Source organism: Paenibacillus ihumii (assembly GCF_001403875.1).
GTDB classification, from domain to species: Bacteria; Bacillota; Bacilli; order Paenibacillales; family Paenibacillaceae; genus Fontibacillus; species Fontibacillus ihumii.
Map to the genome: position 1 here is coordinate 2,032,713 of NZ_LN884299.1, position 21,949 is coordinate 2,054,661.

Here is a 21,949-nt window from a genome sequence, read left to right on the forward strand (position 1 = left end):
ATGAGCTTATTGCTGGATAGCATGGATGGAGGAATGGACTGATGTTAAGGAAGAAGAGCGAAGAAGATAAATTCCGGCGCAATGCGCTTAATGTTCCCGAGGCGCAGGCCAGAGTATTGGCCTGTGCCCGTCCCGGCGAAATGGAGCTGGTTCCCATACTGGAGGCAGCAGGTCGTATTCTCGCCCGCGATGTGAATGCCCCGCATCCGTTTCCTCATTTTCGCCGCTCAGGGATGGACGGCTATGCCATACATAGCTTGGATACGAAAGGCTGCGATAGTGACCGGCCTGTCCAATTAGAGGTCGTTGACGATATTCCCTGCGGCAGCCTACCATCGGCCGAGGTGGAACGGGGCATGGCTGCGCGCATCATGACCGGGGCTAAGGTGCCGGATGAGGCTGATTCCGTCATTATGCTGGAAATGACCGAAGCCTTTGAGCAGGAGGGCAGACGGTATATACGCATCAAACGGGAGGTAGAGGCCGGCAGGAATATCACTCCGGCCGGATTCGAGCTGGCCGCGGGGGAGCTGTTCATGGAGAAGGGTCGGCGAATCGGCGCCGGAGAACTGTCGGTGCTCGCTACATTCGGCATCCATCAGGTGCCGGTGGCCAGGAAGCCGAGAGTAGCCATCTTCTCGACCGGCTCCGAGCTGCTCGCCATTGATGCGCCCCTTCAGGACGGCAGAATCCGCAACAGCAACACCTACATGCTCGTTCAGCAAGTACGTGAAGCAGGCGGGGAGCCATATATGCTTGAGGCCATCGAGGATGATTTGCAGAAGGCGAGGCAGCGTGTGGAGAAGGCCTTTGCCGAGTATGATATCGTCATCACGACCGGAGGCGTGTCCGTCGGTGATTATGATATCATGGCCGAGCTGGTTCGCGAAGAGTCGCTCGAATTGCTGTTCAATAAGGTGACGATGCGTCCGGGGAGTGTCACGACAGCAGCCGTTAAAGAGGGCAAGCTGCTGTTTGCCCTCTCCGGTAATCCGGGGGCCTGTTTTGTTGGCTGCGAGCTGTTCGTCCGTCCATTTATCGGCACGATGCTGGGGCTGCAGGAGCCATTCCTGCCCCGAGCTCAAGCGGTGCTGGGCAGGACGTATGCCAAAGTCAATAACTATACCCGGTTCGTTCGGGGCAGCCTGGCGTTTGAGGATGGGCGGCTCGTGGCTTATCCTGCCGCACTGGATGAATCCAGCGTCATGATTACGATTAAAGACAGCGATGTTCTTATCGTGATCCCCCCGACAAATGCGGGCGTAAAGGCCGGAGAGCTGGTTGATGTTCTTCTTCTGCCCGGATGCAGGCTCTAGCTGGGCTTACTTTGGATTTTTCCTGAGAGGGGAGAGGATACCATGCCGGTAATTCAAATCGTAGGTTATAAAAACAGCGGAAAAACGACGCTGATTGGCAAGCTGCTGCAAATCCTGAACGCCATGAATTTAAGAGTCGCGGTCATTAAGCATGATGTTCATGGATTCGAGGCGGATCGCGTGAGTACCGATACGTTTCGCCATCGCCGCGCCGGCGCAGTCGCAACGGCAATTACTTCTCCCTGGCGCACGGCGATTATTGAGGAGCGGGAGACAAGGCTTCGCGAGCTGGTCAAGCATTTCGAAGATTATGACATGACGATTGTAGAAGGGTTTAAGCAGGAGACTTACCCGAAAATCGTTCTGATTCGCGATAAGGCGGATCTTCCACTGCTGCAGGAGCTGACGGAAGTCCGGGCCGCTGTGTTCAGGCAGGAGGCGGAGGGCTGTCTCGATAATGACGGAACGGGAGGCATTCTCGCCGGATCGGATTTGCCTTGCTATCATATAGATGACGTTGAAGAAATAGCCAAGCTCATCATCGTGTCGATTTTGTCGTTGGAAGAATGAGCAAGCAATCCCCTTCGGGCGTACCCGAAGGGGATTTTGCGTTACTCAACCAGATCGACTAAGTATCCGAGCTGGCCCGCCGCTCGATCGCTTCGGACATCGTTTTGTCCGTAAGATGCGCATATACTTCCGTTGTCTCGGTCGAGGCATGTCCCAGCTGTTCCTTTGTCTTGTAAATATCATTCTGCAAGTAGTAGTCGGTCGCGAAGGAATGCCGCAGCTTATGAACGGTTAAATAAGGCTTGCCGAAGCGCTTTGCATATTTAATGATCATGGCTTGAATGGCCCGCTTCGTCATCCGCTTGCCTTCCTTCTGGCCATTGGGAAGGGCAACGAACAGCGCCTTTTCCCGTTTTGGCGTGTTATATCGCGTCTGGCGCAGCTCCAGATACTCGATTAGCTCATCCTTGGACTGCTCGCGGAAATAGACGGGGGTCTTAAAGGTCTCATCATTGTTGCCCTTCCGGAATACATAAATGATTTTGTTGGCTAAATCCAGATCATCGACATTCAGGTTAACCACCTCCGAGACGCGAAGCCCGGAGTTCAGGATCAGGCTGGCGATGCAGGCGTCCCTTTCCTTATTCAGCTCGTGGGCATATAAAGCTTGTTTATTATTATGCACGTCTGCTCCATAGCCCTCGCGAATATACCCGATGAATTCCAGCAGCTCGTCGTCCTCCAGCAGCTTTCCCTTGAGCTTAGCAGCGGTATCCTTGGGCTTATGTATTCGTTTGATTTCAACCTTGGCCATAATATTGCGTTTGAGCAGGGGATAGAAATCCTCGTCCTCCGCAATTTGGCTCAAATAGTGGAAGAGAGAACGAAGCGAAGACATTTTGCGGGAGACGGTAATTTTGGAGTTGGCCCCTTCGATCCGCGTCGTCAAATACAAGCGAAAGCCTACGATGCTCTCCATGCGGAGCGTCTCCAAATCCAGCAGCGTAATTTCGGCATTCGACTGTGCGGATGAGAGCCCCTCCGCGCGCAGCCAGCTAAAGAATGCTTCATAGTCCCGGATGTACTCCAGCAAGGTGGAGGGGGAGAGGTCAGGAAGCTTATAATCAATAAATTGCTGCACGAACCAAGGCATATGAACAACTCTCTCGTCCAGCTTTTTCCGATCGATTGCTTTTTGAATATTCATACGGCGTACCTCCGATTCAAACGGTGATGCTTTTATTGTAGCATAAACCATGACCGGGCTGCCGCCAGCCATAGGGGCAAAAGCCCTCAGGCTGAAAGCAGGTCAAAAACGCGAAATCAAATGAAGAGCCTAAAAAAGCATATAAATGAAAAATACAATACATGAAAAATTCACAATAGTAAAATCATTAGCTTCGACGCGCTCTAGCTGCTTCTCTCAAATCCAACATATATAACATTCTATCAACTATGAAGGTTTAAAAGGTAAAGATGCCATCCTCATGTTATAATAAAAACACATCATCCATATTTCCTGATAAACAGTCTGCTGCCATTAGCAGTAGTTTTTTTGTGATTCTATCACTTAGCAATGCTCACAATTTATATATTCTATTATTTTTATAAAAAAGAAGGGGCCTTACTTCATGAATTTTAGCGTAATGTATTTATCCTTTTTCGTACTTCAGGTGGAAGGGAAGGAAGGACAAGCATCCAACTCGTACAAGCATTATCAAACGCTGGACGGGTATGAATACATGGACAGTGAAATCAAGCTGTTCCTGGACGGGGAATTTGCGCGGATCGCCAAACGGAAGGTAGAGAAGAATCCGGCAGCCGAACAGGCGCCGACCAAAATCGGCCGCTTTATCGTGGAGCCTGGCCATGAGCTCGACAGCAATCCGAACTTCAATATGTTTGCCCGATTGCGAGGGGCTGACAATAAGGAGGATTTCAAGAATGCATGCGACGATCTCGTGCGCAGCTACCTGGATACGAGCTCGGTCCGCGGCGGTGCGCTGATTATCGTACAGGCAACCTTGCCGAAATATTCGGACGATCCTTTTATTTTCGTATTGAAATGCGATTTCGAGCAGAAAATCGCCCGAATATCGGATGAGCAGAGCTTGATAAGCCAGGTCGAAATGGCGATCAGTGCCCGGAATATGAAATCCATTCAATATCCCTACATGCTGGAGGAAGGCATGGTCGATGAATGGGAGCTGAAGATCCATCAGTCGTCCCATGCGCGATATTTTGAGGATTTCCTTAAATTCGTAAGCTATGAGATGTCTATCCCGGAGATCGTCAACGAGCAGGTCATGGAGTTTGTCCACACCTTTGTCGAGACGAAATGGCCGGATGAGAACGAAGAAGAGCGGCAGCAGATCGAGAAAGAGCTGGAGCTGTGGGCTGCAAGCGAGAAAAGGGATATCCAGGCGAAATGGGAGCCAGAGCAGGTCGTAGAGGCTGCCGAGCGCATTGTGGAAATCAAGCCGGAAATCGAGCTGAAATTCAGAATAGGCGATACGCTGGTCAAAGGGCGCCTGGCTGATTTTGGGGACCAGATTCATATCGCTCAGTTAGACGGGCGTTATGCGGTCATTCTTGAAGGAGATTCCTTTCTGTTTGATAAAGCATTTTCTCCAGTAGAGCTGCTTCAGCCAGAGCCGTTTGAGGTTGTAGCGAAGCGAATTGCCGAGAAAAAGGTGGATGACGATGAGGTTCCGTTTTGATTCAAAACAATTAATATCGTTAATCAATTTATATTGTTAATGTCATTAATTAAACGGGCGTAAAGCTATTTTGGCTTTCCTTGCTTGTATTTCTCATATTTTTAATGTCATTAAATATATATGAATAAAGCAATCCCGAAATAAAAAACAAACCTGAGGCTGTAGAACCCCAGGTTTGTCGTATTATAGATCTAATTTTTTGATTTCGGATTTCAGCTTATTGGCCGAGTGCTGGAATTTCTCCAATTCCTCACCGCTCAGCTTCAAGTCGAGCACCTCGCGGACACCTGTCCGGTCAACGATGCTTGGCACGCCCAGATAGATATCGGATACGCCGTTATAATCCTGAAGCAGCGTGGATACGTTTAGTACGGAGCCATCGTCCTGAAGAATGGAGGTGACGATCCGGTCGAGTGCCAGAGCGATCGCGTAGAAGGTAGCGCCTTTGGCATTAATGATCTCATAGGCTGCATTTTTGGTGCTGTTGAAAATATGGGTGCGTTCCTCCTCCGTGAATTCCAAATCGATGCCGGCCACATTGGCCAGGCTCCAGAGAGGAACCTCCGTGTCTCCGTGCTCGCCGATGATATGCGCATGGATACTGCGCGGATTGATTTGCTTGGCCTGGCCGATCAAATAGCGGAAGCGCGCACTGTCGAGCAGTGTACCGGAACCGATCACGCGGTGGGAAGGGAATCCGCTCTTCTTGAGCGATACGTAAGCCAGAATATCTACCGGATTAGTCGCAACGAGAATAATTCCGTGGTTGTTGTATTTTACAATATTTTTGATAATCGTGTCGAAAATGCCGGCATTACGCTTTAACAGATCGATACGCGTCTCTCCCGGGGCTTGGGACGCGCCGGCCGCGATAATGATAATATCCGCGTCCTTGCAATCGCTGTAGTCGCCAGCCCATAGCTTGACGCCGCCGGTAAAGGGGAGGCCATGGTTCATGTCCAGCGCCTCTCCGAGCGCTCTGTCTTTGTTCGCATCGATTAACACCAATTCGGATACCCGTTCACGCAGCAGTAATGTATAGGCGGTGGTAGCGCCTACAGCTCCTGTGCCGATAATAACAACCCGGCTGGATCGTAATTGTGTAGTCAACTCATCATCTCCTTCTAAGCTATGGCGGTATGTATTAACCTTCTTCATTGTACATGAATCGATTAGAAATGAAAGTAAATTCTCAAAAGTTTAAACTATTGAATTTTAAGCATTATTTCGGGAGTTTTCAACAAGCATAATGATATTTTGCTATTTTCTGAGATTTTTCACAGATTTTAATGAGAACTTTGTAACCATAGGGTAACCTTTCTGTAAGGACGAAACCCCTCGTTTTATATTATTCTAGTAATACACATAGAGAGAGGGAAATGGTGATAATCATGATGATGTCGAACAACAAGCAGCTTGAGCCTAGGAGAAAGACTCGAAAAAAGTCGAGAAGAAGGTTGAGAAAGCCGATCATCTTTCTTGCCCTAGTATTATCCTCAATTGCGATAATTATGTCCGCAATCGCTGCGTCAGAGCATATGAACGTACGATCCGCCGGGATGAATACCGCATCTGTCGTTATCCCTAAATTGAACGGCGGCAACGAGAAGAACACGGAGCAGGGAATCATACCTGGAGAGAGTGAACAAGAACAGCAGACTGATGCACCTTCAGCGTCTGGAAGCGATTCTGAGGCAAAAGACGCACTCCCCGAGAACAGCCAAGAGCCGGAAAGCCAGGCAGACTCCTCGGCTAACGCGACCAAGCCTGCTAAGGATTCGAAAGCCAGTGTACCTAAAGTGGTCTACCTGACTTTTGATGACGGGCCAAGCAAATATACCGATGATATTGTAGCTATTCTGAACGAGCACGGCATTCATGCTACTTTCTTCGTGATCGGCAGCCAGATCAAGGGCCGTGAAGACTCCCTTAAGGCCGCTTCTGAGCAAGGAAACTACATCGGTTTACATAGCATGACCCACGATAAGAATATATTGTACAAAAGCGGCAGCTCCGCCAAGTTCCTCAAGGAATTCAGTAAAGTGCAGGGCATGGTAGAGGAGATTACAGGAACCGCTCCATGGCTCATTCGGGCACCTTATGGCAGTATGCCGCAAATCGGCAAGGAATTTCGGAACGACATCGTCAAAGCAGGGTTTAAGATGTGGGATTGGACCATTGACTCCAAGGATTGGAAATACACGAACCATCCGGATAAAGTCATGCAGGAAATCAAGAGCCAGACGCACCGGGATGTGGAAGTGATTTTGCTGCATGAGAAGAAACAGACCGTTGAGGTTCTGCCGCAGATCATTGAGTATTTAACCAATAAAGGATATGCCTTCGCGGTCTATAAGCCGGAGCAGCACTTTTCCGTGAATTTTGCGGACGATCAGCGCTTGTAGGCACGCCTCTTAGGAAGCTATTAATCTGCGATTCTCCTGTATGATATAATTGATCTGCAGGTTCAACTGGTAAGTGAGGTGCTGATATTTGAGCTTATGGTGCAAATTAACCGGAGCAGTGCTGATTTCCTGCCTGCTTATCACAGGGTGCTCCTCCAAGCCAAGCGAGGTGGCACCCCCGGTTCAGGAGGAAGCCGCCGAGGAAGGGCAGGTCATTACGATCGAGAACCCTGAAGCGCTGGCGGAGCCGACATCCGCCAATAAGTCCGTGAATATGGAAGAGGGGAAGCGGTATCAAATCCAGACCAGGCTTACGGATTTCCATCTTCTCAGCGAAAGCGCAGGCATTGCCTGGGGATCAACGCGCAGCGAGCTGCGGCTGTATCTGACCCAGAACAGCGGCAAGACATGGACAAGCATATCACCGGCCGCCTCGGTCCAATTTCCATACCATCCGAAATATAATCGGGATATCTTCTTTATCGATGCATCGCATGGCTGGATCGTCCGGAACCCGGTCGGCTCAAGCGATGCCATCGTACTGCGTACCCAGGATGGAGGAGCGACCTGGAAGATCGCTTCGCTGCCGGGCTCGGATAAAGTGGAGGCGATCTATTTCGCGGATCACACTCATGGCTGGATATTGGCGGCCAGATCGTATCCGGACAAAGAGGAGAAGTCGTTGTACCAGACGCAGGACGGAGGAGCGACCTGGTCCAAAATCATGAGCAGCCCGTCTATGGCGGACGCATCGCAAGACCATATGCTTCCAAGCACTGGGAGCGAGATTTCGATGGTATTCCGCGACCGGCTGCACGGTTACGTCAGTATGATCAACTCGGGCATTCCCAAGCTATATGTTACCGATAACGGCGGCGTCAGCTGGTCCGAGATCAAGGAGTTCTTCTCCACTGCCAAATATAAATCCTGTGAGAGGTTTGTAGCGGGCGAACTGCAATTTTTCGCCAATGAAACTTTAAGCGGCTGGATTCCCATTGGTTGCGTGAAGGAGGGCAGCACGAAATTCAATGGTTATTACACGGCTGATAATGGAGCTTCCTGGCGCCTGGCGCCTTTTGAATCTTTCTGGCAGAGCGGGTTGAACGAATCGCTGCCTCCTTCTTTTATAAGTAGCGGGGAGGGCTGGCTGTACTTCCAGTCGCAGATATATCATACTTTGGATCAGGGCAAGAGCTGGACGGCGCTGCCGGAGAGCAAGGTTCTGACCGAGATTCTGGCGGAGTATCCAGAGATCGTTAAGCTGGAATTCTCGAGCGATCAGGTGGGCTGGCTGCTTGCGGCTCAAAGCAACCAGAAGCGCTCTCTACTGCTGCAGACCTTAGATGGAGGTATCAGCTGGCGGGTACTATAGCTAAATGCAAGAGCCATTTACTCCTGGAAGGATGGGAGTAGATGGCTCATTCTTTTTTGAAAATGAGATTATTTATTTTATTTGTGAAAATAATCACAAAATAATACGGCTGATTGTGATATATTTTACTCAGAAGGAACAATGCTTCACTTCACCTACTTGAATCCTATAGGAGTGATTGAGATGAACACGAATAAACAAGACCAAGTGACCCGCAACCTGCTCCAATTTTGCTACAATTGCGAGGATGCTCATCTGTGCACCACAGAAGAAGCTTGCAAGGCCTGTTGGGCGGAAAACGGATTGTACGAGGAGGAGGCAGAAGCAGCCGGGGCGGAGGAGACTCGTCAATTGCTGCAATTCTACTATGCATAGTCCCATATTCAGGGCAGGGTCAACATAACCTTCGGTTCAGGGATTTAGAACCGGAGGTTATGTTGTTTTTAGCATGGAAATTATGATCCGGGCTATGACAAGTTTCACTCCCCATGGCATATACATAGAAGTGAAGAACAGGGATGACCAAAGAACCATTTCATATGTGTTTTTACCGGCGTGAATGTAAGGGAGGGAGAAGGATGCAAGCTTGGGTGGAAATGTTCAGCGTCATGAATACTGCGCTTCCTATTTTCTTCATTATCATCCTAGGGATCATTCTCATTTCTGTAGGCCGGGGAATACTGCGTTACGTATTGAACTCCAAACAGCCGCTGCTCACGGTCCAAACAGTTATCGTAGGCAAACGTACCGAGGTTTCTCATCGCCATAATACGGAGACGTCAGTCAGTCAGTCGGACAGCAAATACTACATAACGTTTGAGGTCGAGAGCGGAGACCGCTTGGAATTTCCAGTGAGCGGATATGAGTATGGACAATGTGCGGAAGGAGATCGGGGCAAGTTATCTTTTCAAGGGAACCGTTATTTGGGATTCGAGCGTCTGGCCAAATCGTCCCTGAATATCGATGAAGGATTTCGTGATTACAGGAGAAATTATTGAATAGCCGCTGATAATGACCGGGTGCCTGGTCGGTACCTTATGAAAATAAAAAGAGCTGCCCGCAAAGGCAGCTTTTTCGTATTTGTACTCTCATGAATAGGATAACGCTTTAACTTTGGCTGTATTGGCCAGAATATCCTGGGCAACCTTGCGGCCGCTAGAGAACGCGCGCTCCGCCAGCTCGCCCTTGCCCTCGCAGCCGTCGCCGCAGAAGTAGAACGGAACCTGATCGAGCTGATTAGGCAGCAGCTTATTGGAATGGATATTCTTCACGCTGGCGACCATGGCCTTCTTGGATACGCGCTTGACGGCTGTATTGTCGCGCCAACCTGGATAGTAAGTGTCAAACAGCGCTTCCATCTGCTGCGTCTTGCTCTCCAGATACTGCTTCTTCTGGTCTTCATCCGCGAAGTCGTCATTTAAATAAGCAATGCCCTGAAGCAGTTGACCGCCCTCCGGTACAATAGTATGATCCGTCGCCGAGACGTCGCTGATGAACAGCTTATTGTTCATATCGCTGATATAGTGGAAGGGACGATTGATGACCTTGGAGAAGCCCACATCGTATACAAGCACCTCAGTTGATGTATTGTTCTTGTAAGGCTCCAGCGCCGGTCCCCATGGCGTTGATTCGAGCAGCTTGGCAACCTGCTGTACCGGCATAGCGAAGATAACCTGATCGAAGACTAATGATTCGCGAGTTTTGGTGTTCAGTATGAATTTGTTGTTTTCCATAGCAATCGATTCTACAGGCTCTTTGCAGGCAATTTCCCAATCCGGGTTCCGCGAAATTTTATCGACAAGCTGATTCGTGATCGTCGACCAGCTGCCGAGAATGTAATTCACGGGCTTCTGGGAGAGGAACAAATTATGATAGTACTCGGCGATTACTTCGCCGGATACTCGTCTTGCCTCTTCCGGAGTGATAAAAAAATTAGAGCTGACCAAATGCTCCCACAGCTCTTTGACATCGGAGGAGGCATTGAATTTGTCCAAATACTCGCCCAAGGTCGGATAATTCTTCAGCTGGTGAATATTAGTGATGACTGCGGCGACTTCGGCAACGAAACGGATTTTCTCCATTGCCGTCAGCACTCCGGTCTTCATAATATTAACGAAATCAAGCGGAGCCGGAGTAAGCTGCCCATTCTTCGCATACACAACGTTTCGTTTGTCTACCTGTTTGCTATGAAAGCGAAGATTAAGCTCGTTCTCCATATCCAGAAGCGTATGTCTGTCAATGCCATAAACTGCATGTGCTCCGTAGTTTAACGTAAAACCTGATTTCTCATAAGTAAAGGCTCTTCCCCCCAACTGTGGGCTACGCTCGAACAATGTTCCCTGTATGCCCGGACTGTCGGACAGATAAGCAGCGGCCGTTAACCCAGCAAGTCCACCGCCAACAATCGCGATTCTCATTAGTCGTACCTCCCGTTCGTTTTGTGAAGCGGATATGCCCCCGCTTCTCGCAACAATTCTGCCCCGGATGATTTCGATGATCGAGGCATGGATTCATTACTAGTATATGCTATTCATGTAAGCGCGTCCATAGAAATAGACACGATTTGTTCAAAAATGAAATCGTATTCACCTAAGCTCCCGGCATAGCGGGCTTGACATGGCGATCGATAAAAAACCAGGCACAAATATAGGCGAATGCACATAGGATATATCGTTCATTAGAGATTGAAGGAGGAAAGCCAATTGGCTGTCATAAAAACAAACTCCGAGGATGTCAAGCTGCTGGCAAGGCTGATGCGCGCCGAGGCGGAGGGGGAAGGAGAGCAGGGCATGCTGATGGTTGGAAACGTAGGCGTTAACCGGATTCTCGGCAACTGTCTGGACTTCAGGGGCATCCGCAGCATGGATCAAATGGTATTTCAGTCGCCGGGCGGATTTGAAGCGACGCAAAGGGGCTATTTCTATCAAAGGGCGCGCAATTCTGACATACGCCTGGCGCAAAGGGTGATTAACGGTGAACGGATTTGGCCGGCGAGCAACGCTTTGTGGTTCTTCAGGCCTGCCGGAGAATGCCCGGGGACCTGGTACAATCAGCAGAACACAGGAAGATTCAAATCCCACTGCTTCTTTACGCCGACTTTTGAGAATTGTCCATCCGTATTTTGACGGGAGCCTGCTCCCATAAAAAATCATATCGACTTAGAGGAGGTCTATATTTATGTTCAATCCAAACTATCGGCCCGTCAGCTATAAAATCGGCAGCAGTCCAGCCGGAGCCTATGGCGGCGGAGGCGGTCAGCCGGCTTCATATCCAGCCCAAGGAGGCACGGCTCCATATCCGGCTCAGACGGGTGCAGCCTATCCGCCTCAGGTGCCGAGCGGCAGTCCGATGACGGCGACGGGAACGGTTGTGCCTACGGCAATCCCTCAGTTCGAGCAATCCTACATCGAGAACATCCTTCGTTTGAACTTGGGCAAGGTAGGCACCTTTTACATGACCTACGAGAACAACTCCGAATGGAACGCCAAGGTGTTCAAAGGAGTGCTCGAAGCCGCGGGCCGCGACCATATTATAATCAGCGATCCGGCAACGGGAGTCCGTACAATTCTGCTTATGGTGAATTTCGACTACGCAACCTTCGATGAGCCGCTCGCCTATCAATATCCGGGAACGATCGGAAATCCGCCAAGATAATACGGGTGAGGCTGTCTATATCCGGTACAGCTTCAATAACAAGCAAGGCTGCCTTTGCAGGAAAAGGGCAGCCTTGCTGATTTGTAGGGGCTATTGCCGGGCACAAGCCGGCTTGCAGGAGCCGAATCGCTAGGAAAAGCCAGCAAAAGCCATGCCCGGCTGTAACAAGTGCAACTTTCTGTGGAAAACAAAATAAATTAGACCTTTACTCTTGTCTGTTGTCATACCGTGCCGTTTGACTGTGTAGTGTATAATAATATAATTAGATGTAAAAGGTCATGAACCTGCCACAGTCAAAATTAATTCAAACCGCGAAGGAGGTGCACCTGTTCTCCGCTTGAATCAGCGGGAATAGGAAACGTATTGACTGACCCTTTACCGAGTATTTATCATGTGGGACTTATGATTATATTAGTTCTGCTTAACGGATTTTTCGTATCGGCCGAATTTGCGATCGTGAAGGTTCGCGCAGGCCGTATCGATGCCTTGATCGAGGAGGGGAAGAAGAGCGCAATGACAGCAAAAGGGCTCATGAGCCGGCTGGACGGCTATTTGTCCGCTTGTCAGCTAGGAATTACGCTCAGCTCTCTCGGTCTGGGGTGGCTTGGCGAGCCGGTTGTGGCACGTCTGCTGAATCCGCTCTTTCAGCTCACGGGAATAGGGAGTACGGCTGCTTACACCATATCGCTAGCTACTGCGTTTTTGCTGATCGCCGTGCTGCACATCGTTTTAGGGGAGCTGGCCCCCAAGACCGTAGCTGTGCGCAATGCAGAGAAAGTTACGCTGCTGTCGGCGCGCCCCATGCAAGTGTTCTATCGTTTGATGTATCCGATGATCTGGGTACTGAACGGCTTGTCGAACGGACTGCTTCGCATATTTGGCATTGAGCCGCTTAAAGAGCAGCACGATTCGGCCCACACCGAGGAAGAAATCAGGGTAATGATGAAGGAGAGCAGCGAGAGCGGCTTGATTGACAGTACCGAGATGTCGCTCGTCGACAACATCTTTGAATTCGCGGATACTACAGCACGAGAGATCATGATACCCCGTACCGAAATGATTTGTTTGTATACCCAGAATACTCTGCATGAGAACTTAGAAATCGCTTTAGAAGGAACACGCACACGTTATCCGGTATGTGCCAACGATAAGGATCACGTGATCGGATTTATTCATATAAAAGATTTGATACGTTCGAATTCCGCAAATTATCTGGATCTGCTGCGTCCGATCATGGCGGTGCCCGAATCAACACCGATCAGCGACTTGATGAAGCGCATGCAGCGCAACAAGACGCAAATCGCCATACTGATCGATGAATACGGCGGAACGTCGGGACTCGTAACGCTTGAGGATATCGTCGAGGAAATCGTCGGCGAAATTCAGGATGAATTCGACGAGGAACGGCCCGGCATCGAACAAATTGGCGAGAACGCTTATTCCATCGACGGGCTCATGCTGATCGAGGCGGTAAACGACAGATTCGGCTTTGAGCTGGATTCCGATGATTACGATACGATCGGAGGCTGGCTGTATTCCAGGATCCAGGTTCTGCCGCCGCAGGTTGGGCAGTCCGTGGAATTCGGCGGATATTCATATATTGTGGAACAAACCGACAACAAGAGAATATCGCGCGTGAAGCTCGTCAAGCAGGAGCTTATCCCGCTGGAAGGAGCAGGCGCGTAGCATAGATGATAATGAAGCTCAAGAAGGGTGCCCATTCGGGGGCACCCTTCTTATATATCCAGACCATTTGCAATCCCGAGCAGTTGACTCTTGCCCAGCTGACCGGCAGCCATAAAGTAAATATCTTCGATCATAAAGGTAATTTGGGCTGTCTTCCCAGGGGTATAATAAGCCACTGTTCCGTTATCCAGCGTAAGCGTCTCGATATTCTCCTCATAGGGCATCCGGATGATCTCATCCTCCCTAAGGGTCCTGAACATCATGGTTAATTGCTCTCCGCTCCTGCTCTCGAACAATAGATATACGCCTGCGGCCGGGCTGTTCTCTTCCGGATTCGTGACGAGGGCTTGACTGGGGATTAATTCAGCCGAATTAAACACATAGCCCTCCGGCAGGTAAGTGATTCTAGGCAGGGGGAAAGGGAGGCTGTCCCGCAACTCGCCCAGCTGCGTTTTCATGGACACAGGAAATGCCTTCGGACAGAGCTGTTCCTTCAAGCTCCTTTCGTCATTCGCAGAGTTCTGGGCGTACGTTACGCTGCCAGGCTCCGCTTTGCGTCCGTTGCCAAAAATGATCTGGCTCATTCCGTTCCCCCAATTTCTCAATTCCTGATAGATGGGAGAGACCGCCTCCGTCACAAGCGGCGGCGTAAACAATACCGCTGTGAACAAGACAAATACAGCAATCAAGGCGATTACCTCGAAACGGCGCAGCCATGCCCATCTATTCCGGCGTTTGGCCCGCTTCTTAAGCCGGGGCTGAATTCTGCCCCAGGATTGCTGCTTATAAGCATCCGTATATAGAGGCAGTTTCTGGGCGGCCTCCTCAAAAGCATCATCAAACCAATCGTTAAACTCCGCGGGATATCCGGGAGCGCGGGGATGGCTTCGCTTCAATTTGATCACCCCACTCTTTAAACAGCATTTTTTTGATACCTTCCCGGGTACGGTACAGCCGCTGCCTGACGACATCCTCGCTGATCTGCAGCCTTTCGGCGATTTCCCGGTAGCCCAGGCCCAGCTTCCAGCGATACTCTATCAGCAGGCGATATTCCGGCTTTAGCTTATGCAAATACTCGATGATAGCTTCTTCCATCAGTTTCGTCTCCACCATCTGTTCGACGGAGCCGCTGGAATTTATAAACGGATCCATTTCTATATAAACACTGTCCGTATCCAAATGGTTACGGTACTTTTTACTTTTTCTTAAAAAATTGATGGCCGTGTTGCGCGTAACGACTTTGAGCCAGGATTTCATTCCGGCCTCGCTATCGAAGGCAGGCTTGTTCTCCACGACTTTAAGGAAGGCTTCCTGTATGATGTCTTCACTGGTTTGGTGATCCTTCACTATATAATAAACAGAGCCGTAGACAAGATCGTAGAAAGCATAGTAAATCTCTTCCTGAACGGTCTCTGCCAAGTCGTAAAAATCAGCGGCGAGCAACCACTTAAGGCGTTCCGACATGATTTTCTCCTCTCCAGTTCCCCGTAACGATAATTCATAAACACCTACTAAGCATTCTACATGATTTTTGCCTATAGAGGAATCTTTTGCCTGTTACCCTGAAGCCTTGCGTTAGATTGCAATTGTTTTCCGCTTCTTCCAGGGGGGTGACGCCATCGTGACTTTCATCTACAATGGAGTAGGTTGTTGTCCTACATATCAAATACAGACACATCAGGAGAGGAGCTTTGCATTAACATGAAACGGCTAATATGGATGGGATGTTGGGCGTATCTGCTGATCGGTCTGGCGCATGTCGTCGTCGGATCGATTATGCCTAACCTTCTTGAACACTATGGTAAAGAATACACGGCGGGGGGAAGCCTCATTTTCGCGCAGTTTGCGGGATTTTTGGTGGGAGTGCTGGTGTCGCCGCTGCTTATATCCAATTTTGGCAAAAGAACGGGGCTGATCATTGCGACAGGAATGCTCTGCCTGGCGGAAGTATGCTATACCTTACTGCTCCCGTGGGAGCTGATGTATGTTGTCGGGACAGTGGCCGGATTTGGCTTCGGGATGATCGAGGCCGTCATCGGAACGCTCATTATCGTTGCCGTTAAGGAAGGGACTGCGGTGGCGATGAGCAAGCTCGAGGTGTTCTTCGGCGTTGGCGCCCTGGTTATGCCGCTGATTGCGGGCTGGCTGATTCGTACGGAGATGTGGCGCTTCTCCTTCCTGTTCATCGCCCTATCGGCAATGCTGATGCTGCTCGCCTGGTTGAAGAGCGATTTCGGCGAATTAAACGGATTGTTGAACGCGAAAGAGGCGAAGCGGGAGAAGAAAGGGTCGCTGCTGGCCCAATATAAGGGGGTCCGCGGCCTGCTGCTTGCCGTATTCACCCTGTTCTTCTTCCTATACGTTGGAACGGAAATGAGCTTCGTGAACTTCCTCCCTTCCTTGCTCATTGAGAAGCTGGGAACCGAGAAATCAACGGCTGCATTCAGCGTGACTTTGTTCTGGCTTGCTATGACGATTGGCCGCTTGTTCTGCGGCATCATTGCGGAGCGGATCTCCTACAGCCGCTATGTGCTGTGGAGCTGTGCGGCCAGCCTTGTGCTGATATCGCTATTCTCCATAACCGGGCAGCTATCCATCATGTTCGTGCTGATATCGCTGTTCGGGCTGTTCATGTCCGGGCTGTTCTCCATTGCCCTGGTGTTCGCCAGCAAGCTGCTGCCGGGCGCGGAGAAATCTACACCAAGTATTCTGATCGCCGCGGGCGGAACTGGGGGAGCTGCTTTGCCGCTGGCCATGGGCAAGAGCATGGATGCCGCCGGGGCGGATACGTCAGCCTGGATGCTGTCCGCATTCGTCGGACTATTATTAGTACTCAGCATTACCGCGATCGTGATTGAACGGTTTCGCGCAAAGCGTATTGCCGAAGCCTGATACTTTTGCCATAATCAAATGGGAGAAGACGAAGAAGGGGGAGCTAATTTGAACTGGATGTATGTTGTTATTATCGTTATGGTAATCATTGCTGCAGTAGGTACGCTCCTGGTGGGAATGTCAAGACAGAATCGGGCGGGCAATCCGAATTACGATAAGCGGACGAAGAAATATATGGTGGGGCTGACGGCCATGTACGCCTTATCGATTATAATCATTACCGCATTGTTCGTAATGATTCTCAATTGAGCCTAAATTGAGCGAGCTTGATTGGAGGGAGAAGTAAACGAAGAGCCAAGTCGGCGCGAAGATCCGCGTCCGCTTGGCTCTTGTTTTTGTCTATTCCTGAGATTAGATCGCCCAGTTGCCTTTGGAGAAAATCTGCTCCTTCTCCCCGTTGGCTGAAATGCCGTAAATATCCATTTCTGCAGATCCGATCATGAAGTCCACATGAATAAGGCTTTGGTTAATGCCCGCTTCCCGGAGCTGCTCCTGCGACATGGTGGTACCCCCATTCAATGTAAAGGCATAGCCTACGCCGATGGCCAGGTGATTGGAGGCGTTCTCGTCAAACAAGGTGTTGTAGAACAGCAATCCGGATTGGGAAATCGGGGAGTTGTGCGGTACAAGCGCCACTTCCCCCAAATATCTCGAACCTTCGTCCATCTCAATAAGCTGCTTTAACGTAGCCTCGCCTTTCTCTGCCTTATAGTCAACAATTTTGCCGTTCTCGAAGGTCAGGGAGAAGCGATCTATAATGTTCCCGCTATAGCTAAGCGGCTTCGTGCTGGATACCGTGCCGTTTACACCGGTCTTCAGCGGAGCGGTGAAAACCTCCTCCGTAGGCATATTCGCCAGGAAGCTGACGCCCTTGTCGTTATCACTCTCTGCAGCCACCCATAGGTGGTCCGCCGGAAGCTCGATCGTCAAATCGGTCCCGGGAGCGACATAGTGCAGCTTCTGGAACCTCTTGTTATTGAGATATTCCGCTTTCTGGCTCAGGTTCGCGATATGCTCCTTCCAGGCAGCGACCGGGTCAGGCTGATCGACGCGCACTGTGCGGAAAATCGCTTCCCATAGAGCATTAACCTGCTGGTCTTCCGGGAGATCCGGGAACACCTTGGCAGCCCAGGCTTTAGAAGGGACTGCAACGATCGACCAGGTGAAATAATTAGCCATTTGCAGCTGGCGGTATTTGCTCATCGCTTTGGAATAAGTCTTCTGATGATTGGTCAGGCGCTCCGGCGCAACCCCGTTCAGCAGGTCTGGATCTGAGGAGATGACATGCAGTACTGCTGCATCATTCTCGACATATTCCAGCATTTCCCCGGCATACCATTTTGGCTCATCGAGGAACGATTCGTCTGCAGCCAGATCATAACGCAAACGGGTCACGGTATCGTCGCTCCAGTTGACCTTCACGAAGCGGGCCCCTTCGTTATAAGCCTCCTTCACGATCAGCCGCACCAATTCGGCGGAATCCAGGGTGGCGTTGATGATCAGATTCTGCCCTTTTTGGATTTGAACCCCGATCTTTACCGCCAGCTCCGCATATTTCTGCAATTTCTGTTCGAAATTAGCCATACTCATAACTCCTCCATTAGTGTCTTAGAAATTTTAGCTATTTATATATTGTACTACGAATCGGAAAGGGTATCCAAAAAGAACACGCTTCTTAGACATGAATTGCATCCTTAGCCGATAATAAAATCCCCCTCCGGATAGCGGAACAGTTCCTTTCGCGATTTTGGGGTTATAGCGTAAGCGAGCGTTAGCGGGCCGATTCGGCCCAGAAACATAACCAGTGTGAGTACAACCTTGCTGAAATCCGTCAGCTTCGTCGTGACGTCCAGACTTAGACCCGAGGTGGCGAATGCCGACGTCGTCTCAAAGAGAAGGGCCAGGAAGGCGCGGTCTTCAACGGCCGACAGGATCATTGCCGTGAGAATCACCAGGAACAGAGCCAGCCATGTCTGCGTGATTGCCCGGAGTATGGATACCTTCGAGAGCCGCTTGCGGAAGAATACGATATCTTCTTTTCCCCGCAGCATCGCGTACATCGCTCCGATCAGGATTGCAAAGACAGTAACCTTGATGCCGCCGCCCGTCGAGCCGGGGGCCGCCCCGATGAACATGAGCAGCAGGAGCAGAAACTGCGTGGATTGCTGCATCTCAGCCACGTTGAGGGTTGATACTCCGCCGGAACGCGCACTGACCGAGTGGAATACCGAAGCGAAGATTTGATCCATGAGCGATAATTCCTGAAAAGCAGGGGATTTAAATACCTCCATTACATAGATCAACACCGCGCCGGCGACGATCAGAATTCCCGAGACGGTCAGCACTACTTTGGAATGCAGGGTTAGCCTTCGCGTTGCCCGGAATGACAGCAAATCCGACAGCACGATGAAGCCGATCCCGCCTAGAATGATCAATATGATCGTGACGATATTGACAAAGGGGTCGCTGACGTAAGCGGATAATCCGCTGTAAGGACCATGAACCGTGCCGAACAAATCGAAGCCCGCATTGTTAAATATCGAAATGCTGTGAAATACTCCATAATAGATCGCTTGCCGCAGCGGCATATCGAAAGACCACCTGGCGGCGAGCAGGAGGGCTCCGGCCGATTCAATAACTACCGAATAAATCGTAACGCGCCGGATTAAGGACACAAGTCCCTCCATCGTATTCTGCTTCATGGCCTCCTGAAGCACCAGGCGGTCGCGCAGCGAAATGCGCCGGTTGAAGGCGAGAGCGATCATCGTTCCCATCGTCATGAAGCCAAGGCCGCCGATTTGGGCAAGTATGATTAAAGTAATCTCACCGAATAGCGAAAACTGGGTGGCTGGATCGACGACGACTAGGCCGGTGACGCAGACGGCTGACGTGGCCATGAAGAACGCGTCAATCAGGCCCAGCTTCTGTCCGCTCGCGGAGGCTGGGCCCAGTGACAGCAGAAACGTACCCATTACAATGATGATAGCGAAGCCGAAGGTTAATACTTTGGCTGGAGATAAGGAATCCTGCTTTTTTTTGCGCTTAAGCACTTTAGAATGCACCTCAATATTGACTTCTTGAATTTGATCCAAAACATGTTACGATATGTAAAGCTGCATAGGATCAGGGTTAACTGCTTGCCGCAGGTATACCGATTATAGAGCAATTCTCTAAAAATTTACACCGTTATCCGTAAACAAAATAAAATTCGTAGAGCAGAGGAGAGACGTCAAATGGAGCTGAGCATCATCAAGGCGGATATGCAAAGACAAGAGGACGGGACCTACATAGGCAGGACGGTTTTTCAGGTTCCGTCGCATAAAGCTAACTATGAAATTACGTTCTTCAGCAAGAAGGGCAATGATTGGGACTATAGCCTGCATTATGCGGACGAACCGGGGATCGAGGAGCAATTTCTGCTCGTGGATGAGCGGATCGAAGAGGATGACGAATGGTTTGACCGGCTACTGGATGCCGCGTGGGAGACGCTGCCTTCTGAATGAGTATGTCCTGGCGGCGTTATACATTGAGAGCTAAGGGGAGGAGATTGTTTGCTGCAAAGGCCCTTTTACCGGATAAGTTTAGGAATTATCATGATTCTGACCATTATTTTATTATTATCCAAGGTCAGCTTTATTTTTAATCCAGTCGTTACCTTGATTAATATTTTGATCGTTCCGGTGATGCTGTCCGGATTTTTGTATTATTTGCTCCGGCCGATCGTCCAGTTCCTGGAACGCAAAGGCTGGAATCGAATGCTGTCCATTCTTGTGATTTACTTGTTGTTTGCCGGCGTTGTCACGGTCTTTCTGATCGTCGTGTGGCCGCCGCTGCAAAAGCAGGTGACCGATTTCCTGAACAATGTGCCGCTGCTGCTCCGGGAGCTGCAATCCCAGTTCAACGAATTGCGGCAATCCAGGCTGTTCTCCATGTTCAGTGAAGAGAACTCGCAGATATCGAACAAAATTACGGAATCCATTAACTCGATTATCGAGGCCGCGACCAAATCGATTTCCCATGTCGTGACCTTTCTGAATGATTTCTTCATCGTCGTGGGAACCGTGCCGATCCTTTTGTACTACATGCTGAAGCAGGATGATCGGGTGACGCCGTCTTTGACCCGCATGCTGCCGAAGCGCTACCGCCGTGACGGTGAGCAGGTTATCCATGAAATTGATAACGGATTGAAAGGCTTCATTGCTGGGCGGATGATTAGCGCTGTCTTGCTGGCGATTATGGGATTCATCGGATTCTGGCTCATCGGACTGCCTTATCCGCTGCTCCTGGCTGTCGTTGGGGCGCTGTTCAATTTCATCCCTTACTTCGGTCCATTTCTTGGCGCTATTCCCTGCGTGATTGTCGCCTTTACTGAATCGACGTCAATGGTCATCTGGGTCATCGTGATCGTTGTGGCCTCCCAGCAGATTGAGGGGAATTTGATCTCTCCTTATATTTACGGCAAGACGATCAACATCCATCCGCTCACCACAATTATACTGTTATTAATTGCAGGTGATTTTGCCGGGATCCTCGGTATGATTCTAGCGATTCCCGTGTACATGATGGCTAAAATCATCATCGTCCGCATCTATCAGCTATATATGGCCCGCAAGCAGGGCGAAGAGGAGAGCGAGAATTTAACGGATCAGGAGAACGGCGCTGCGGTTCCTGCATCGGAGGATGCGAGGCCTTAAGCTCATTTCCCCGCAGCGGTGATGAATGTCATATCTCATCCCCGTCCGTTGCGAGATGATGAATACACATCAATTCTCGGGGGATGATAAGTATGGCAGTAACCGCCAAGGGCGGGAGGTACTTCTACGCCTGGAGTACAATACTTCCTGACGGATCTTTGTGCCTGCCGGATCAAGCCCTGCAGGAATACAATATCAAACCGAACTCCAAAATTATCTTGATGACAGGCCGCAATACGGCGAAGGGCTTCAGCGTCGTGTGCAAGGATTTGATACCGAATTCACCGCTTGCCGCAATCTTTAGCAGCCTGCCTGAACTGCAGAATCATACACTGCCGGAAGGGCAGACCGTGACTTTTAAAGAGCGCATGTTCTGCTGGGCCCTGTTGAACAAGGACCGCTATCTCAAGCTTCCTCTGGGGACGTGGCAGCAGTTTGGCTTGGAGCCCGGGGATCAACTGCTTTGTCTGCGGGCGACCCATTTGGCCTTCAATATTCTTTCAGAGGGTCCTTACATTGAATTAGCCAAACAAATGCGGGATATTCAAATCTACGAGTAACTGTGTAACCCAAGTAACTGCTATCATTATTTTATTGAATACGGTTCCACCCTTGGGCATCCATCTCGCCGGAAGGAGAGATGGGTGCCCTTTTTTTGCGGGCCATAATAGCGCCGGTCTTGGGTAATGATACAAGTAAC

General features: G+C 50.1%; 22 protein-coding genes. 15 read left to right on the forward strand and 7 right to left on the reverse strand.

Going from position 1 to position 21,949, the window contains the following annotated elements; all coding sequences use genetic code 11:
* The first annotated feature begins 41 nt into the window (after positions 1–41).
* Together BN2762_RS16630 and mobB are read left to right on the forward strand one after the other, a co-directional pair.
* A complete protein-coding gene (locus BN2762_RS16630) occupies positions 42–1,316 on the forward strand; it encodes a molybdopterin molybdotransferase MoeA (RefSeq protein ID WP_055108031.1) in 1,275 nt (424 codons plus the stop codon).
* 42 nt (positions 1,317–1,358) lie between these two features.
* A complete protein-coding gene (gene mobB / locus BN2762_RS16635) occupies positions 1,359–1,886 on the forward strand; it encodes a molybdopterin-guanine dinucleotide biosynthesis protein B (protein ID WP_055108032.1) in 528 nt (175 codons plus the stop codon).
* 58 nt (positions 1,887–1,944) lie between these two features.
* Here the strand turns inward: mobB and xerS are convergent, their stop codons facing one another.
* A complete protein-coding gene (gene xerS / locus BN2762_RS16640) occupies positions 1,945–3,033 on the reverse strand; it encodes a tyrosine recombinase XerS (protein ID WP_055108033.1) in 1,089 nt (362 codons plus the stop codon).
* A 424-nt stretch (positions 3,034–3,457) separates the two neighbouring features.
* On the opposite strand from xerS, the gene BN2762_RS16645 reads away from it, so the two are divergent.
* Positions 3,458–4,546: a DUF3900 domain-containing protein gene (locus BN2762_RS16645; protein WP_055108034.1), complete on the forward strand. Its 1,089-nt coding sequence runs from the start codon at positions 3,458–3,460 to the stop codon at positions 4,544–4,546.
* 183 nt (positions 4,547–4,729) lie between these two features.
* On the opposite strand, the gene BN2762_RS16650 is transcribed toward BN2762_RS16645, so the two are convergent.
* Complete coding sequence (locus tag BN2762_RS16650; RefSeq protein WP_055108035.1) at positions 4,730–5,656, reverse strand: L-lactate dehydrogenase; 927 nt, start codon at positions 5,654–5,656, stop codon at positions 4,730–4,732.
* A 428-nt stretch (positions 5,657–6,084) separates the two neighbouring features.
* Between BN2762_RS16650 and BN2762_RS16655 the strand changes: the two genes are divergently transcribed.
* The 4 genes from BN2762_RS16655 (at position 6,085) to BN2762_RS16670 (ending at position 9,321) form a co-directional block, all read left to right on the forward strand.
* A complete protein-coding gene (locus BN2762_RS16655; RefSeq protein ID WP_230202527.1) occupies positions 6,085–6,951 on the forward strand; it encodes a polysaccharide deacetylase family protein in 867 nt (288 codons plus the stop codon).
* An 88-nt stretch (positions 6,952–7,039) separates the two neighbouring features.
* Positions 7,040–8,323, forward strand: a complete 1,284-nt coding sequence (locus BN2762_RS16660) for a WD40/YVTN/BNR-like repeat-containing protein (protein WP_055108037.1) — start codon at positions 7,040–7,042, stop codon at positions 8,321–8,323.
* A gap of 183 nt (positions 8,324–8,506) precedes the next feature.
* Positions 8,507–8,698, forward strand: coding sequence for a hypothetical protein (locus BN2762_RS16665; RefSeq protein ID WP_055108038.1), 192 nt, complete (start codon positions 8,507–8,509; stop codon positions 8,696–8,698).
* A 203-nt stretch (positions 8,699–8,901) separates the two neighbouring features.
* Positions 8,902–9,321 carry a DUF2500 domain-containing protein gene (locus BN2762_RS16670; RefSeq protein WP_055108039.1) on the forward strand — a complete coding sequence of 140 codons (420 nt, stop codon included), beginning with the start codon at positions 8,902–8,904 and terminating at the stop codon, positions 9,319–9,321.
* A 90-nt stretch (positions 9,322–9,411) separates the two neighbouring features.
* Here BN2762_RS16670 and BN2762_RS16675 read toward each other — a convergent pair whose 3' ends face one another.
* A complete protein-coding gene (locus BN2762_RS16675; RefSeq protein WP_055108040.1) occupies positions 9,412–10,740 on the reverse strand; it encodes an FAD-dependent oxidoreductase in 1,329 nt (442 codons plus the stop codon).
* Positions 10,741–11,025: 285 nt separating this feature from the next.
* On the opposite strand from BN2762_RS16675, the gene BN2762_RS16680 reads away from it, so the two are divergent.
* From BN2762_RS16680 to BN2762_RS16690, 3 genes are all read left to right on the forward strand, one after another.
* A complete protein-coding gene (locus BN2762_RS16680) occupies positions 11,026–11,448 on the forward strand; it encodes a cell wall hydrolase (protein ID WP_055108041.1) in 423 nt (140 codons plus the stop codon).
* Positions 11,449–11,500: 52 nt separating this feature from the next.
* Positions 11,501–11,977, forward strand: coding sequence for a spore coat protein GerQ (gerQ, locus tag BN2762_RS16685; protein ID WP_083484969.1), 477 nt, complete (start codon positions 11,501–11,503; stop codon positions 11,975–11,977).
* Between the two features lie 402 nt (positions 11,978–12,379).
* Positions 12,380–13,663 (forward strand): hemolysin family protein, encoded by a 1,284-nt coding sequence (locus tag BN2762_RS16690; protein ID WP_187386546.1) that lies wholly within the window; start codon positions 12,380–12,382, stop codon positions 13,661–13,663.
* A gap of 50 nt (positions 13,664–13,713) precedes the next feature.
* On the opposite strand, the gene BN2762_RS16695 is transcribed toward BN2762_RS16690, so the two are convergent.
* Positions 13,714–14,568: a DUF4367 domain-containing protein gene (locus BN2762_RS16695; RefSeq protein ID WP_222861090.1), complete on the reverse strand. Its 855-nt coding sequence runs from the start codon at positions 14,566–14,568 to the stop codon at positions 13,714–13,716.
* Entirely contained in the window at positions 14,513–15,127 is a 615-nt protein-coding gene (locus BN2762_RS16700; RefSeq protein ID WP_055108044.1) for an RNA polymerase sigma factor, read from the reverse strand. Before BN2762_RS16700 ends, BN2762_RS16695 begins: the two co-directional genes overlap by 56 nt.
* A gap of 237 nt (positions 15,128–15,364) precedes the next feature.
* Between BN2762_RS16700 and BN2762_RS16705 the strand changes: the two genes are divergently transcribed.
* Complete coding sequence (locus BN2762_RS16705; protein WP_055108045.1) at positions 15,365–16,555, forward strand: MFS transporter; 1,191 nt, start codon at positions 15,365–15,367, stop codon at positions 16,553–16,555.
* A gap of 18 nt (positions 16,556–16,573) precedes the next feature.
* Complete coding sequence (locus BN2762_RS16710) at positions 16,574–16,804, forward strand: hypothetical protein (RefSeq protein WP_230202528.1); 231 nt, start codon at positions 16,574–16,576, stop codon at positions 16,802–16,804.
* 102 nt (positions 16,805–16,906) lie between these two features.
* On the opposite strand, the gene BN2762_RS16715 is transcribed toward BN2762_RS16710, so the two are convergent.
* The gene (locus BN2762_RS16715; RefSeq protein WP_055108047.1) at positions 16,907–18,139 is read right to left on the reverse strand and encodes an aminopeptidase; all 1,233 of its coding nucleotides are present in this window, start codon (positions 18,137–18,139) and stop codon (positions 16,907–16,909) included.
* Positions 18,140–18,249: 110 nt separating this feature from the next.
* The gene (locus BN2762_RS16720; protein ID WP_392391578.1) at positions 18,250–19,647 is read right to left on the reverse strand and encodes a TrkH family potassium uptake protein; all 1,398 of its coding nucleotides are present in this window, start codon (positions 19,645–19,647) and stop codon (positions 18,250–18,252) included.
* Between the two features lie 141 nt (positions 19,648–19,788).
* Here BN2762_RS16720 and BN2762_RS16725 point away from each other — a divergent pair, with 141 nt between their 5' ends.
* The 3 genes from BN2762_RS16725 to BN2762_RS16735 all read left to right on the forward strand — a co-directional run bounded on the left by BN2762_RS16725 (position 19,789) and on the right by BN2762_RS16735 (position 21,809).
* The gene (locus BN2762_RS16725; RefSeq protein WP_055108049.1) at positions 19,789–20,058 is read left to right on the forward strand and encodes a hypothetical protein; all 270 of its coding nucleotides are present in this window, start codon (positions 19,789–19,791) and stop codon (positions 20,056–20,058) included.
* Between the two features lie 90 nt (positions 20,059–20,148).
* The gene (locus BN2762_RS16730; protein ID WP_055110145.1) at positions 20,149–21,249 is read left to right on the forward strand and encodes an AI-2E family transporter; all 1,101 of its coding nucleotides are present in this window, start codon (positions 20,149–20,151) and stop codon (positions 21,247–21,249) included.
* A gap of 92 nt (positions 21,250–21,341) precedes the next feature.
* Complete coding sequence (locus tag BN2762_RS16735; RefSeq protein WP_055108050.1) at positions 21,342–21,809, forward strand: hypothetical protein; 468 nt, start codon at positions 21,342–21,344, stop codon at positions 21,807–21,809.
* The last annotated feature ends 140 nt before the right edge of the window (positions 21,810–21,949 follow it).